Source organism: Streptomyces cucumeris, from assembly GCF_024295805.1.
Lineage (GTDB): Bacteria > Actinomycetota > Actinomycetes > Streptomycetales > Streptomycetaceae > Streptomyces > Streptomyces cucumeris.
Window position 1 is genome coordinate 78,342 of record NZ_JANCLX010000003.1, and the last position, 13,384, is coordinate 91,725.

At 70.4% G+C, this 13,384-nt stretch carries 16 protein-coding genes; 5 read left to right on the forward strand and 11 right to left on the reverse strand.

The annotated features are described in order from the left end of the window. Positions 1-274: 274 nt before the first annotated feature. Together NMK44_RS05640 and NMK44_RS05645 are read right to left on the reverse strand one after the other, a co-directional pair. Positions 275-937, reverse strand: a complete 663-nt coding sequence (locus tag NMK44_RS05640) for a hypothetical protein (RefSeq protein ID WP_254738907.1) — start codon at positions 935-937, stop codon at positions 275-277. Positions 938-1,255: 318 nt separating this feature from the next. Beyond that, complete coding sequence (locus NMK44_RS05645; RefSeq protein WP_254738909.1) at positions 1,256-1,849, reverse strand: TetR/AcrR family transcriptional regulator; 594 nt, start codon at positions 1,847-1,849, stop codon at positions 1,256-1,258. Positions 1,850-1,919: 70 nt separating this feature from the next. On the opposite strand from NMK44_RS05645, the gene NMK44_RS05650 reads away from it, so the two are divergent. Continuing rightward, a complete protein-coding gene (locus NMK44_RS05650; protein ID WP_308358343.1) occupies positions 1,920-2,768 on the forward strand; it encodes an SDR family NAD(P)-dependent oxidoreductase in 849 nt (282 codons plus the stop codon). Positions 2,769-2,828: 60 nt separating this feature from the next. Here NMK44_RS05650 and NMK44_RS05655 read toward each other — a convergent pair whose 3' ends face one another. The 3 genes from NMK44_RS05655 to NMK44_RS05665 form a co-directional block, all read right to left on the reverse strand. Next, the gene (locus NMK44_RS05655) at positions 2,829-3,602 is read right to left on the reverse strand and encodes a DeoR/GlpR family DNA-binding transcription regulator (protein WP_254738911.1); all 774 of its coding nucleotides are present in this window, start codon (positions 3,600-3,602) and stop codon (positions 2,829-2,831) included. A gap of 347 nt (positions 3,603-3,949) precedes the next feature. After that, positions 3,950-4,309 carry a Zn-ribbon domain-containing OB-fold protein gene (locus tag NMK44_RS05660; protein WP_254738913.1) on the reverse strand — a complete coding sequence of 120 codons (360 nt, stop codon included), beginning with the start codon at positions 4,307-4,309 and terminating at the stop codon, positions 3,950-3,952. Positions 4,310-4,455: 146 nt separating this feature from the next. Continuing rightward, the gene (locus NMK44_RS05665) at positions 4,456-5,127 is read right to left on the reverse strand and encodes a TetR family transcriptional regulator (protein WP_254739443.1); all 672 of its coding nucleotides are present in this window, start codon (positions 5,125-5,127) and stop codon (positions 4,456-4,458) included. Between the two features lie 154 nt (positions 5,128-5,281). On the opposite strand from NMK44_RS05665, the gene NMK44_RS05670 reads away from it, so the two are divergent. The 3 genes from NMK44_RS05670 to NMK44_RS05680 all read left to right on the forward strand — a co-directional run bounded on the left by NMK44_RS05670 (position 5,282) and on the right by NMK44_RS05680 (position 7,778). Continuing rightward, positions 5,282-6,067 (forward strand): electron transfer flavoprotein subunit beta/FixA family protein, encoded by a 786-nt coding sequence (locus NMK44_RS05670; protein WP_254738915.1) that lies wholly within the window; start codon positions 5,282-5,284, stop codon positions 6,065-6,067. Between the two features lie 58 nt (positions 6,068-6,125). Next, the gene (locus NMK44_RS05675; RefSeq protein ID WP_254738917.1) at positions 6,126-7,088 is read left to right on the forward strand and encodes an electron transfer flavoprotein subunit alpha/FixB family protein; all 963 of its coding nucleotides are present in this window, start codon (positions 6,126-6,128) and stop codon (positions 7,086-7,088) included. 117 nt (positions 7,089-7,205) lie between these two features. Further along, positions 7,206-7,778, forward strand: coding sequence for a TetR/AcrR family transcriptional regulator (locus NMK44_RS05680; RefSeq protein ID WP_254738919.1), 573 nt, complete (start codon positions 7,206-7,208; stop codon positions 7,776-7,778). 31 nt (positions 7,779-7,809) lie between these two features. Here NMK44_RS05680 and NMK44_RS05685 read toward each other — a convergent pair whose 3' ends face one another. From NMK44_RS05685 to NMK44_RS05705, 5 genes are read right to left on the reverse strand one after another with little or no spacing between them, the layout of a single operon-like run. Then, positions 7,810-8,568 carry an SDR family NAD(P)-dependent oxidoreductase gene (locus NMK44_RS05685; RefSeq protein ID WP_254738921.1) on the reverse strand — a complete coding sequence of 253 codons (759 nt, stop codon included), beginning with the start codon at positions 8,566-8,568 and terminating at the stop codon, positions 7,810-7,812. Then, positions 8,568-9,767, reverse strand: a complete 1,200-nt coding sequence (locus tag NMK44_RS05690; protein WP_254738923.1) for an acyl-CoA dehydrogenase family protein — start codon at positions 9,765-9,767, stop codon at positions 8,568-8,570. The genes NMK44_RS05685 and NMK44_RS05690 overlap by 1 nt, the downstream gene beginning before the upstream one ends. 55 nt (positions 9,768-9,822) lie before the next feature. Continuing rightward, complete coding sequence (locus NMK44_RS05695; protein WP_254738925.1) at positions 9,823-10,380, reverse strand: GNAT family N-acetyltransferase; 558 nt, start codon at positions 10,378-10,380, stop codon at positions 9,823-9,825. A 45-nt stretch (positions 10,381-10,425) separates the two neighbouring features. Beyond that, entirely contained in the window at positions 10,426-10,893 is a 468-nt protein-coding gene (locus NMK44_RS05700) for a winged helix DNA-binding protein (RefSeq protein WP_254738927.1), read from the reverse strand. After that, complete coding sequence (locus tag NMK44_RS05705) at positions 10,890-11,384, reverse strand: MarR family winged helix-turn-helix transcriptional regulator (protein WP_254738929.1); 495 nt, start codon at positions 11,382-11,384, stop codon at positions 10,890-10,892. Before NMK44_RS05705 ends, NMK44_RS05700 begins: the two co-directional genes overlap by 4 nt. A 169-nt stretch (positions 11,385-11,553) precedes the next feature. Here NMK44_RS05705 and NMK44_RS05710 point away from each other — a divergent pair, with 169 nt between their 5' ends. Then, on the forward strand, positions 11,554-12,369 hold the full coding sequence (locus NMK44_RS05710) for a DUF899 domain-containing protein (RefSeq protein ID WP_254738931.1): 816 nt from the start codon (positions 11,554-11,556) through the stop codon (positions 12,367-12,369). Between the two features lie 51 nt (positions 12,370-12,420). On the opposite strand, the gene NMK44_RS05715 is transcribed toward NMK44_RS05710, so the two are convergent. Then, entirely contained in the window at positions 12,421-13,374 is a 954-nt protein-coding gene (locus tag NMK44_RS05715) for an NAD(P)-dependent alcohol dehydrogenase (protein ID WP_254738933.1), read from the reverse strand. Between the last annotated feature and the right edge of the window lie 10 nt (positions 13,375-13,384).

Below are 13,384 nucleotides of genomic sequence, written 5' to 3' on the forward strand. Positions count from 1 at the left end.
ACGGTCCATCGGTACCACCGGCCGCCCGTCGGCCAAACCCGGCTCTCCTCGCCACCGCCACCGGGCCCGGACATGGGGATGCGGTCCGTGTCGGGCGCGATCGCGCTCAGCACGGACCGTCGAAGTCCGTATGACGGGGTGGTCTCCCCCGCCCTGTCCCCCAGAGGCGGTCGTCAGACGTCGGGCTGGTCATTCCCGAGGCGACTGCTGACCGCCGGTGCCGTACCGACCGAGGTCATCCGGTCGTCGGCATCATCAGCCGTGCCGCCGAGGTCTACTTGGCGAACACCGCTTTCCCGTTGCCCTCACAGGACGCCTTCTCCGCCGTGGTCATGGGACGGCTGCGGACGACGACCGAGCTGTTCTTTCCGCCTGTTCCGTTTTCCGCCGGGCTGGTGATGGTGTCCGGCACGAACCAGTAATAGTGGTCCCACTTGGGGCTGTCGTAATGCGTCTGCCATTCACCGGAGACATCCCGCATGAGCTGGGCACGGGAGATCCACGCGACTTCCCCGGGCTTCGCCGTCACGTTCTGCTCGTCGGACTCCGTCGACTCTCTGGTCCAGGTGTGACCGTAGGTCGTGGTCACGCTGAGATCGACGATGTCCATGATTTTCGCACCGACGGTGATGGAAACGCCGATGGAATCGGTGGAACCGACCTTCTGCGTCCAGCTCAGCTTCTTGGTGCTGTCCGAGGTGCTGCAGTTGTAGAGGGTGTCCGAGACCTGCTGGAAATTGCCGAGGTAGGGCTCACCCATCTGAGGGGAGTTGAAGGTGCACTTCCCCTCTCCGGATTCGCAGTCCGCCAGCAGCTGCTCACGCGTGGGCTCGTCGGCCGCCGAAGCGACCACCGTCCCGGCCGTCGCGAGCCCGCAGGTCGCTAGGGATATCACTAGCATCCGGCCGGCGTTCCGCCGCATGTGGCGCAGGGCCATGTGAACGCACCTTTCTCTTGCCGTCTGACGGCACGCCAACAGACCGCACCGGCGAACGGCGAGGGGGAGGCGTACGACCTCAGAGGGAAGATGGAATCCGCGGAAGAAGTCCCTCCGCGTGAAAAGAGTTTCTACCATAAACAGGTAAACCGCGGAAGCAGCGTTCACATCTGACGCATCGTCAATAAGGCGTCGCAGCAAGCCGGACGGGATTTCGATCGGAGCGCGGAGTCATTGCATAAGTCTTCAACGATGCATGTACATGAAGGATTGAATAAGGAACATCGACGCCGCGGTAAAGAAGAGAACTGATCACCTTTACGCCGGAGGCCGCAGACCGGCCAGGAGAACCCGGAGGGCCAGATCACTGGCCTCGTCGAGCGGGGTCTCGTCCAGCAGACCGCCGACGGCCAGCACGGCGAGTCCGTGCACCGTGGAGAACGCGACCTGGGCGAGGCGGGCCGGGTCGCCGGGGCGGACGGCGCCGGCCGCCTGCGCCTCCGCGAGCAGCCGGGACGCGATGTCCAGGGAGTGATGGCCGAGTTGGCGCAGCTCCTCGCTGGACCGCTCCTCGTGCTTCGCGGCGAACATCAGGTGCAGCAGGGCGTGACGTTCGACCGCGAACCCGAGGTACGCCCTGCCGAGCGCCTCCAGGCGCCGCTCGACCCCGCCGGGACCGTCCGCGGCCTCGCCCAGACGCCGGTTGAACTCGGTGAATCCACTGACCGCGAGGGCGTCGAGGAGGGCCTGCCGGTCGCGGAAGTGCCGGGTCGGGGCGGCGTGACTCACCCCGAGGTCACGGGCGAGACCGCGCAGGGAGAGCCCGGCGGGGCCGGACTCGGTGAGCACGGCCTCGGCGCGCTCCAGCAGGGCGGCCCTCAGGTTGCCGTGATGGTAGGAGCCCTCGGCCACGGTGATCTCTCCTCGCTGTCGCCGGTCGATGCCGTCGATCAATGTTGTCGGTTGACTACAATGCTGGCAGGTGCCTACATTCATTATCCCGTACGTCGCCCAGCCCGAGAAAGCGGAGTGTCCGACCATGCCCACCATGACCTACCGGGGAACCACGGCCCTGATCACCGGCGCCAGCGCCGGTCTGGGGGAGGAATTCGCCCGTCAGTGGGCCGAGCGCGGCGCCGATGTGGTGCTTGTCGCCCGTCGCCTCGACCGGCTGGAAACCCTCGCCGGGACGCTGGAGCGGAACCACTCCATCACCGCCACCCCGATCGCCGCCGACCTCTCCCGGCCCGGGGCCGGAGCGGCCCTGCGGGCGGAGCTGGACGCGCGCGGCATCACCGTGCAGACGCTGATCAACAACGCCGGATTCGGAAGCCACGGCGCCTTCCTGGAGCAGGACCCGGACCAGATCAGCCGCATGATCCAGGTGAACATCGGCGCGGTCGCCGACATCACCCGCGCCTTCCTCCCGGATCTGGTGTCCGACGGCCGCGGCGCCCTGGTGACGGTGGCCAGCACCGCCGCCTACCAGCCCACCCCAGCCATGGCGGTCTACGGCGCCACCAAGGCGTTCGTGCTGAGCCTCACCGAATCGCTCGCCTACGAGAACCGCCGGTCCTCGCTGCGCGTGCTGGCAGTGTCGCCGGGGCCGGTCAACACCGAGTTCTTCGACGTCGTCGGCAACCAGGACGCCGCCGTCGGACGCGTGGCGACCCCCGCCCAGGTGGTCACGGCGACCCGCCGCGCCCTGGAGCGCCGCAGCACCCCGCCGAGCACGGTGGCGGGCCTGGGCAACCGTGTGTCGGCGGTGGCGTCCCGGTTCGCGCCGCGCCGGGTCGCCCTCGCCGTCGCGGGCCGCGCGCTCAAGGCCTGAGGGCCGGGCGTTGCGGGCGCCCGTACGCTGAGCGCACGGACCGGTGGCGCCGCCGCGGCGTCAGCCGGTGCGGGGCCCGGTTTCCGGGGCGCGGGGTGGAACGACGACCAGGGTGGTGGTCACACCGCTCTCCCGCAGCTTCGCCACCGTGGTGGTCTCGGCATGGGAGTCGGTCACGATGGTGTGCACCGCCGCGGCATCGACGATCTTCGCGCGGTGCACCCGGCCGAACTTGGAACTGTCGGCCACCACGATGGTGTGGTCGGCCTGTTCCAGCATCGCCCGGTCGACGTCCGCGCCCCGGACACTGTGGCGGGTGAGCCCCTTCTCGGGGCTGATGCCGTCCACCCCGATGACGGCGAAGTCGAACCGGTAGGAGCGCAGCGTCCGTTCGGCACCCCGGCCGACGAGATCGTTCGAGAGCGGACGAGCCTGTCCGCCGGTCACCACCACCTGGACCAGTTGCCGGGAGAGCAGCGAGTCCACCGTGTCGAGCCCGTTCGTCACCACCGTCAGATCCGGCCGTCCCGCCAGGTGCTGGGCGACGAAGCGCACGGTGCTGCCACCGCTCAGCGCCACGGTCAGCGGGCGGCGGGGGATGAGGGACGAGGCCAGGGCTCCGATGCGCTGTTTCGCCTCGGTGTTCCGGGCGTGCCGGAAACTCACCGGCATCTCGGCGCCCTGCCGGGCCGCGGCGATCTTTCCGTAGGACCGGAGCAGCAGGCCCTTCTCCTCCATGAGGGCCAGATCGCGGCGGACCGTCGGCCCGGAGACCTTGAGCAGCCCGGGCAGGGTGTGGACCTCGACCTCCCCGTACCGGGTGAGCAGCCTCATGATCACGCACATGCGTTCCTGGCGCCGGTTCTCACTCACCGAACGCCCCGGGAAGGTGTGGGGCGGGCGGCTGCCGAAAGCCCGGTCGGACGGGGCGGACGGGTCAGTCGGGCGCGACGGGTTCGAGGGTGAATGCGCGTTACCTAAGCTCATGGAATGTTCTGTGGGGTGTGGCCTCCACCCTGCAAGACCGGGGCCCCTGAGCGGATCAGGGGAAACCACTAGTTCCCCTGCGCCGTTCACCGGGAGCGCGCCAGGGCGCCGTCGGCCCGTCGCCGCGTCCGGCACCACACGCGAAGCGGCCGGTGGTGCTGTCACCACCGGCCGTGTTCCGCCCGCTCGCACCGTCAGAGCCGGGCGTCGCCCTCCCGCGCATCGCACAGCTCGAGAACGACTTCTCCGGCGTCGGCGCGGGCACCGCGCGCGGGCCGCACCATGGCGCCCGTGTACACCAGATGGGGTGCCGCGCCGATGACCCGGCAGGACACCACGAAATCCTCGGGGAAGCGGACCAGGGCCTTGTTGCGCGCCGGTCCGGTGCCGGGCTGGACGACCCGGGACCGCATCACGACGCCCGGTCCCGCGCTGTGCTCCGTCTCCAGGTCGCTCGACGCGCACACCGGACACAACAGTCGCCGGAACGAGGCGGTGGCGCACCAACGACACCGCTGATAGGCGAATCCCGCTTCGGTTTCCGTCGGCGTCATGACGCCGATCCCGCTCCCGGACATCTCCGACATCCCTCGGCCTCCCGCGCTCGCCCGGCGCATGCCGGGCTGTGGCCGCGCCGCCTCCGCAGCATATGGCACTGAGTGCCGCGCAAGGAAGAGACTGAGTACCCTTCGATGGGGATTCAGTCGTCCCGCAGGGCCGATTCCACCCGCTGGATGACGCGCCACATGGGTGCGCCCTTGGGCGCGACCATGACGACGACCTCGTCGTCCTCGGCGCCGGGGGCGGGGGACTGCGGAGCCGCGGCCCACATGGTGCGCACCAGATCGAGCGCCTGGTCCACGGCCGCCTCGGCATCGCCCTCGCCGCCCGAGCGCAGCCAGGAGCGGAGCCCGTTGTTGTGCGCGGCCACCACCGAGGCGGCGGCGACCTCCGCGCGCAGCGCTCCGTTCTCGGCGCCGTTCCAGCGCTGCCGCAGATACCCGGCGAGCGTGCGCTCGTAGCGGCGCACCACCGACAGCTCGTACGTCCGCAGCCCCGGCACCTCACGCGTCAACCGGTAGCGCTGGACCGAGAATTGGGGGTCGGCGGCGTACAGCCGCAGGACCAGCCGGGCGCCGTCGCACACCACGTCGATGGCGTCGCGCTCATCGCTCGCGGCGTCGAGGAACGCGGTCATATCGGCCAGGCAGCTCTCGTGGTCCGGGAAGACCGCGTCCTCCTTGGACGGGAAGTAGCGGAAGAAGGAACGCCGCCCGACCCCGGCCCGCGCCACGATGTCGTCCACGGTCGTCCGTTCGAACCCACGCTCCAGGTAGAGCTGGAACGCGGCGTCGGCCAGCACCTCCCGCATGGGTGCCTTCTTCCGTGCTCCGGTGACCTCGCCCGCCTCGCTCATGCCGGGAACGTAGCATCGCGCGGACCACTTTGGCACTACGTACCTTTACAGAGGGAACTGAGTGCCATACGTTGGCATCCTTACGACACTCTGAGCGAGGAGAGCCGGCGTGAGCTTGAGGATCGTTGTCTGTGTGAAGTACGTGCCCGACGCCACCGGTGATCGGCATTTCGCCGAGGACCTGACTGTCGACCGTGACGATGTGGACGGTCTGCTCTCGGAGCTGGATGAGTATGCGGTCGAGCAGGCGTTGCAGATCGCGGATGAGGCGGATGACGCGGAGATCACGGTGTTGACCGTGGGTCCGGAGGATGCCAAGGACGCGTTGCGCAAGGCGTTGTCGATGGGTGCCGACAAGGCTGTGCATGTCGAGGACGACGATCTGCATGGCACCGATGTGCTGGGCACGTCGCTGGTGCTGGCCAAGGCGGTGGAGAAGGCCGGGTATGACCTGGTCGTCTGCGGTATGGCTTCCACGGACGGCACGATGGGTGTGCTTCCGGCGCTGCTGGCCGAGCGGCTGGGTGTGCCGCAGGTGACGCTGCTGTCGGAGGTGTCGGTCGAGGACGGCACCGTGACCGGGCGCCGGGATGGTGACACCGCGACCGAGCAGCTTCAGGCGTCGCTTCCGGCGGTGGTGTCGGTGACCGACCAGTCGGGTGAGGCGCGTTACCCGTCGTTCAAGGGCATCATGGCGGCGAAGAAGAAGCCGGTGACCTCCTGGGACCTGTCCGACCTGGACATCGAGGCCGGGGAGGTGGGTCTGGAGGGTGCCTGGACGAAGGTCGACGGCGCCGATGAGCGCCCGGCCCGTACCGCGGGCACGATCGTGAAGGACGAGGGCGAGGGCGGTAAGCAGCTCGCCGAGTTCCTGGCGGGTCAGAAGTTCATCTGAGCCGCGCTGTCCACTGCCGCCCCTTTGCCGCCTCGCATCGCAGGAGAGAAGAAGTCCCATGGCTGAAGTCCTCGTCTATGTCGACCACGTGGACGGTGCCGTCCGCAAGCCCACCCTGGAGCTGCTGACCCTGGCCCGCCGGATCGGTGAGCCGGTCGCCGTCGCGGTGGGTGCCGGTGCCCAGGAGACCGCCGCCACGCTGGCCGAGTACGGTGCGGTGCGGGTGCTGACCGCCGATGCGCCGGAGTTCGCCGACTACCTGGTCGTGCCGAAGGTGGACGCGGTCCAGGCCGCGTTCCAGGCGGTGTCCCCGGCCGCCGTGCTGTTCCCCTCCTCCGCGGAGGGCAAGGAGATCGCGGCCAGGCTCGCGGTCCGTATCGGCTCGGGCATCATCACCGACGCCGTCGACCTGGAGCCGGGCGATGAGGGTCCGGTGGCCACGCAGTCGGTGTTCGCCGCCGCGTTCACCACCAAGTCCCGCGTCTCCAAGGGCACGCCGGTCATCACGGTCAAGCCCAACTCCGCCGCTCCGGAGGCGGCCGCGGCCGCGGGCACCGTGGAGCCGCTGGAGGTGTCCTTCTCCGAGCAGGCCAAGGGTACGAAGGTGACCTCGCGGACGCCGCGGGAGTCCACCGGGCGTCCGGAGCTGACCGAGGCCGCGATCGTGGTCTCCGGTGGCCGTGGTGTGGGCGGTGCGGAGAACTTCCCCGTGGTGGAGGCGCTGGCGGATTCCCTGGGTGCTGCGGTGGGCGCCTCGCGGGCCGCGGTGGACGCGGGCTGGTACCCGCACACCAACCAGGTCGGCCAGACGGGTAAGTCGGTCTCCCCGCAGCTGTACATCGCCGCGGGTATCTCCGGCGCGATCCAGCACCGCGCGGGTATGCAGACCTCCAAGACCATCGTCGCGGTCAACAAGGACGCCGAAGCCCCGATCTTCGACCTCGTCGACTACGGCGTCGTCGGCGACCTCTTCGAGGTCGTCCCCCAGCTCACCGAAGAGGTCAAGACCCGCAAGGGCTGACCCCACACAGAACACGCCCGATGGCCGGAGCCCCGTCCTTGCCGGGGCTCCGGCCATCGGCTTGGAGCCGGTGTCCGCCGGACGGCCGCTCCCCCGCCCAGTCGCTACTCTGTGCTCATGCCACCGACCCGTCGCACCGCCCGCCAGACCGATCTCCTGGAGCGGCTGGTGGCGCTCATCGTGGCGGAGGGGTTCGCCTCGTTCACCCTCGACGGGCTGGCGGAACGGCTGCGCTGCTCGAAGACCACGCTCTACCAGCTCGCCAGCAGCAAACAGGGGCTGGTGCGGGAAGCGGTCAAGCACTATTTCAAGAACGCGACCGCCGCGGTCGAGAAGCGGGTGGCCGACACCTCCGCACCGGCCGACCGGGTGCTGGTGTACCTCACCGCCGTCGCGGAGCAGCTCCGCCCGCTGTCCCGGCAGTTCCTCGATGACATGGCCGACTTCGACACCACCCGTGAGGTGTACGAGGCCAACACCCGGCACGCCGCGGAACGCATCCGGCAACTGATCACCGAGGGGGTCGCCGCGGGCGCCTTCCGCGACGTCCACGCGGCGTTCGTCGGTGAGGTCGCCGCCGCCACCATGGAGGCGATCCAGCGGGGTGAGGTCACCGCGCGCACCGGACTGGGCGACGCGGACGCCTACGCCGAACTGGCGTCCCTGATCGTGCACGCCGTCGCCTCCTGAAGGCCCGCGGCACGGCGGCCCCCGGAGGTGGTCAGCGGGGGGACATCCGGAGAGCCCCGTCCATGCGGATGGTCTCGCCGTTCAGGTAGTCGTGGTCGACGATGGAGAGCACGAGCTGGGCGTATTCGTCCGGCCTGGCCAGCCGACGGGGAAACGGCACGCCCGCGGCGAGCTGGGTGCGGAACTCCTCGGACACGGTGGCGAGCATGGGGGTCTCCACGATGCCCGGCGCGATGGCGCACACGCGGATGCCGTACTGGGCGAGGTCACGCGCGGCGGGCAGGGTCAGGCCCACCACACCTCCCTTGGAGGAGGCATAGGCGGCCTGGCCGATCTGGCCCTCGTACGCCGCGATGGACGCGGTGTTGACGATGACACCGCGCTGACCCTGCTCATCGGCCGCCGTCTCCGCGATGGCCTGCGAGGCGAGCGTGAGGACGTGGAAGGTGCCGACCAGATTGACCTGGACCACCTTCGCGAACAGCTCCAGGTCGTGCGGGCCGCGTTTGCCGAGCACCCTCATCGAGGGGGCGATTCCGGCGCAGTTGACGACGGTGCGCAGCGGGACGCCCGACGAGGCGGCAGTGGCCACGGCGGCCCGCACCTGGGCGGGGTCGGTGACATCGGTGGGGATGTGGTGGACCCCCTCACGCGCCGGTGCGTTCCCGAGGCTGTCCGGGAGGTCGAGGGCGAAGACCGTCACACCGCGTGCGGCCAGCGCTTCCACCGTCGCGGCACCGAGCCCGGAGGCCCCGCCGGTGACGATCGCGGCGGTGCGGCCGATGTGCATCAATGCTCCTCATGCCGGTCGGAGGGGCCGGTCAGGGCCGTCAGGACTCCCCCGTCGGTCTTCTTCAGCGCCCGGCTTATCACCAGGCGCTGGATCTGGTTGGTGCCCTCGAAGATCTGCATGACCTTGGCCTCGCGCATATAGCGCTCGACGGCGAAGCGGCGCGAGTAGCCCTCGTCGCCCAGCAGTTGCACCGCCGCGCCGGTGACGTTCATGGCGTTGTCGGTGGCGACCATCTTGGCGATGGACGCCTCCCGGCCGAAGCCCAGCCCCTGGTCCTTCAGGCGGGCGGCGGTGAGGGTGGTGGCCCGTGCCGCGGCGACCGAGGCCGCCATGTCGGCCAGGGCGAACGCCGGGCCCTGCTGCTCGATGAGGAGCTCGCCGAGGAACTGGTGCTCACGGGCGTAGCGGACGGCGTCGTCCAGGGCCGCCTGCGCAAGACCGGTGGCCACCGCGGCGATGCCCATACGTCCGCAGTCGAGAGCCGCGAGGGCGATCTGGAGTCCCTGGCCCTCCTGGCCGATCAGCCGGTCCACGGGAACGCGCACCCCCTCGAACCGCATGGTCGCGGTGGCCGAGCCGGTGAGCCCCATCTTGCGCTCGGGAGGGTCGGCGAACAGGCCGGGGGTGTCGGCCGGGACGAGGAAGCACGAGATGCCGCGCGACCGGTGGTCGGAGGTGCGCGCCATCACCGTGTAGAAGTCCGCGTGTCCGCCGTGGGTGGCCCATGCCTTCACGCCATGGAGCACATAGTGATCGCCGTCCAGGACGGCCCGGGTGCGCATCGCCGCCGGATCGGATCCCGCCTCGGGCTCGGACAGGCAGTACGCGCCGAGCAGTTCACCGCCGAGCATGTCGGGCAGCCAGGTCCGGCGCTGCTCCTCGGTGCCGTAGGTGGCGAGCGCGAAGCACGACATCACATGCACCGAGACCCCGACGCCCACACTGGCCCACGCGGTGGCGACCTCCTCGAGGGCCTGCAGATACACCTCGTAGTCCTGTCCCCCGCCCCCGTACTCCCGCGGATAGGGAAGCCCCAGCAGGCCGGTGCGGCCCAGGATCCGGAAGACGTCGCGGGGGAAGTCCCCCTCGGCCTCGGCCCGGGCGGCACGCGGTACGAGTGCCTCCTGGGCCAGTTCACGGAGGTGGCCGACGAGGCGGACGGCCTCGGGACTGGGCAGCGCGCGGTCAGCGGGCAACGTCTCCCCCTATCCGGGTGATACGGAATACGGCACCACAGTATCATTGAGCGTATTACCGCAGGGAGGCGGCGGCGTCCGCCATCTCGGTGGTGAGGGCCCAGCGCTCGTGGTCCCGCCACACGCCGTTGATGAGCTGGAAGCCGGGCGAGCAGCCCTCCCGCCGGAAGCCCAGGCGCCGGACGAGGTTCAGCGAGGGGTTGTTGTCCGGCTGGATGTTCGCCTCCAGCCGGTGCAGTCCGAGCTCACCGAAGGCGTACCGGATGACGAGACGGAGCCCCTCGGTCATATAGCCGCGGCCGGTGGTCGGGGCGTAGGCCGTGTAACCGAGCGTCCCGCCCTGGAGGGCACCGCGGACGATGTTGTTGATGTTGGCACCGCCGACGATGGCGCCGGTGTCGCGCAGGCAGATCACGAAGCCCTCATGGGTGGGCCGCTCGAATCGCTCCAGGTAACTCTCGAACGCCTCCACCGTGTTCTCGCGCGCCCCCAGCCAGCGATGGAGCATCTCCGCGCTGACCCGGGTCAGCGCGGTGAGCTCTTCATGATCCGTACGACGGACATGCCGTATGGCCACGCGCGGCGCGTGCAGGAGGTAACCGGTGATCGTCATCCGGGGATCCTACGGACCGGACCACCGCTCGGAGTGGTACGCGGCTCAGTCGGTCAGCGCCGCGAGCTCCGCGTCGGCGCGCGCGGTGACCAGGGCGAGGACACGGCCGGCGGCGGCCAGGTCCTCGGCGGGTATGCCGCCCCAGATACGGGCGGAGAGGGGCGCGGTCGCCGCACCGAGGGTGGCGATGAGCTCGCGCCCCGCCTCCGTGGGACGGAGGTGCGCACCGTCCGCGACGAGCAGATCCCGGGCCAGCAACTCGTCGAGCGTGGCGCGGATATCGGCCGGATCGGCCTTGAGGAAGCCTTGGACCTGGGCGATGAGCTGCTCCGGCGTCGGCGGGGTGTCGGCGGTGACGGCGGCGCGCAGGGCGACCTGCTGCTGGAACGTGGTGCCGTACCGGGCCAGGACCCACTCCAGGACACCGCGGGCGGCGTAGTGGGCGAGGCCGAGGGCGCGGGCGTCGGCGATGGGTGCGGTGGTGGTGGCGGTGGAGGCCGCGGGTGTGGTCATGGTGTTCTCCCCTGAGTGCTCTCGTGGTGCGGTACGGATGGCTCGAGAGGTGCGTCGAGCAGGGTCGTCAGCTCGTCGGTGAACGCGTGGGTCCGCTCGGCGTCGAGGCCGCCGAGTGGCTCCAGCAACTGCTGGAGCAGTTCGTGGACCACCCCGATGGCCTGCCGCGTGACGGTCCGGCCCTGTTCGGTGAGCGCGAGCTGTACGGCGCGCGGATCACGGGGATCACGGGTGCGCTCGATCAGCCCGGACGACTCCAGGGCGCGCGCCAGCTTCGAGACGTACAGCGCCTCCAGACCGGTGTGGTCGGCGAGCCGACGCTGACTGGGCCGCTCGCCGGTGCGCTGCATGCCGTACAGCGACGCCACCAGTGAGTACTGCGCATGGGTCAGACCCAGTGGGGCCACCGCGCGATCGACCGCGACACGCCACTTGTTGGCGAGCCGCCATACGAGAAAACCGGGCGTGGGACCCGGGGAACCCTTGCTCATGGAAAATAGAGTACATGGCTACTATGTCCATGGCTACTGTTCTTGGAAGCGAGGTGACCGCGCGGCCCGGCGTGGTGCGATGAGTTCCGACCGGGCCGCGGGTCTGTACTGGTGGGCGTCGCAGGACCACGCACGGACGCCCCCGGTACGAGACTCCACGGAGGACACCATGACGACCACGCCCGGCACCGCGAGCGGCGATCTCCCCGGCAAGCCGCCCGTCGTCGACCTGGCCACCTGGCAGGCGGCGCGCGAGGAGCTGCTGGTCCGCGAGAAGGCGCACACCCGTGAGGGCGACGCCATCGCCGCGGCCCGGCGGCGGCTGCCGATGGTCGAGCTCGACGGCACGGTGGAGGTCGTCGGAGCCGACGGACCGGTCCCGTTCCTCGACCTGTTCCAGGGCCGCGACGAGCTCGTGGTCTACCAGCACATGTGGTACGACGGCGCACCGCACCAGGGCCAGTGCGAGGGCTGCACCACCACGGCCTGGCATATGAAGGACGCCGCCTACCTCAACGCCCGCGGTGTCTCGTTCGCCGTCCTGACCACGGGCCGGTGGGACGAGGTGGCCTCCTACGTCGCGTTCATGGGGTACACCCAGCCCTGGTACTCGGTGCGGGGCGTGGACGCGCCCATCGGCGGGCAGATGGGGCACCTCATCTGCTTCCTGCGCGACGGCGACCGTGTGTTCCTCACCTACTCCACGACGGGCCGCGGCAACGAGCCGGTCAACGGATCGCTCGGTCTGCTCGACATGACGCCCTACGGCCGCGGCGAGGCATGGGAGGACACCCCCGAGGGCCGGCCCGTGATCGGCGATGTCCGCGAGGGGTATCCCGCCGAGGGCCGCCAGGCCTGCTGGTACTGGCGCTCGGACGCCGACGGTGTGGCGACCTGGGGGCCGACCAGCCGCCCCGTACCGCAGTGGACCCGCCCCGGGGCGACCCCCGTGGAGACCCTGGGCCGACAGGGCGAGCACCACTGACGCGCCGTCGTCGGCGAGCGCCTCCGCCACCGGCCGCGCGCCCCGGTCCGGTTACGTCCCGGACACCGCCACCACCTGCTTGCCGACCACACCGCCGCGCTCGAACGCCCGGTGCGCCGCGGCGATGTCCGCCAGCGGGTACACGCTGTCGACCACGGGCCGCAGTTCCCCCGAGGTCACATACGCGGCCAGGTCGCGCAGCACGGCGGTGCCGGGATTGGAGCTCAACATGCGTACGCGGCGGGCGCCGTGCACGCTCGACGCGCAGATCGCGGCCATGGAGGAGGCCGACAGGGCGATGGTGGCCATCCTGCCCGTGCGGGTCAGCCGACGGCGGTACGCGCTCAACTCCGAGCCGACCGTGTCCAGGATGGCGTCGAACGGCCCGATCCGCTCCGCTGTGGTGACGCCGTAGTCGAAGACCTCGTCGGCTCCCAGCTCGCGCAGCACCCCGGCGTGACGGTCCCGGGCCAGCGCGGTGACATGCCCGCCCATCGCGCGGGCGAGCTGCACGGCGGCCGTACCGACTCCTCCGGCGGCGCCGCGCACCAGGAGGCGTTCGCCACCGGTGAGCCGCAGTGTGTCCCGCAGCGCGGTCAGCGCCGTCGTTCCCGCGACCACCAGGGAAGCGGCCGCCACCGATTCGAGGCCGTCCGGCGCGGGGCCGAGGCGGTCCGCGGGGACCAGGACGTACTGGGCGGCCCCAGCGGTGGTGTGCCGCTTGAGCGGGTGCACGGTGCCCCACACCCGGTCCCCCGCCCGGTACTGCTGGACCCCGGTGCCCGTCGCGGCGACGACTCCGGCGAAGTCCAGTCCCACACCGATGGGGAACCGGCGTCCGGTGACGATCCGCATCCCTCCGGCGCGGACGATGGTGTCGAGTCCGTTCACGCTGGACGCCTCGACCGACACCAGGACCTCTCCGGCGCCGGGGGCAGGGCGGTCGACATCGTGGATCCGGAGGACATCGGGGGTGCCGTAACCGGTGATCTGAGCGGCCTTCATGTCACGTTCC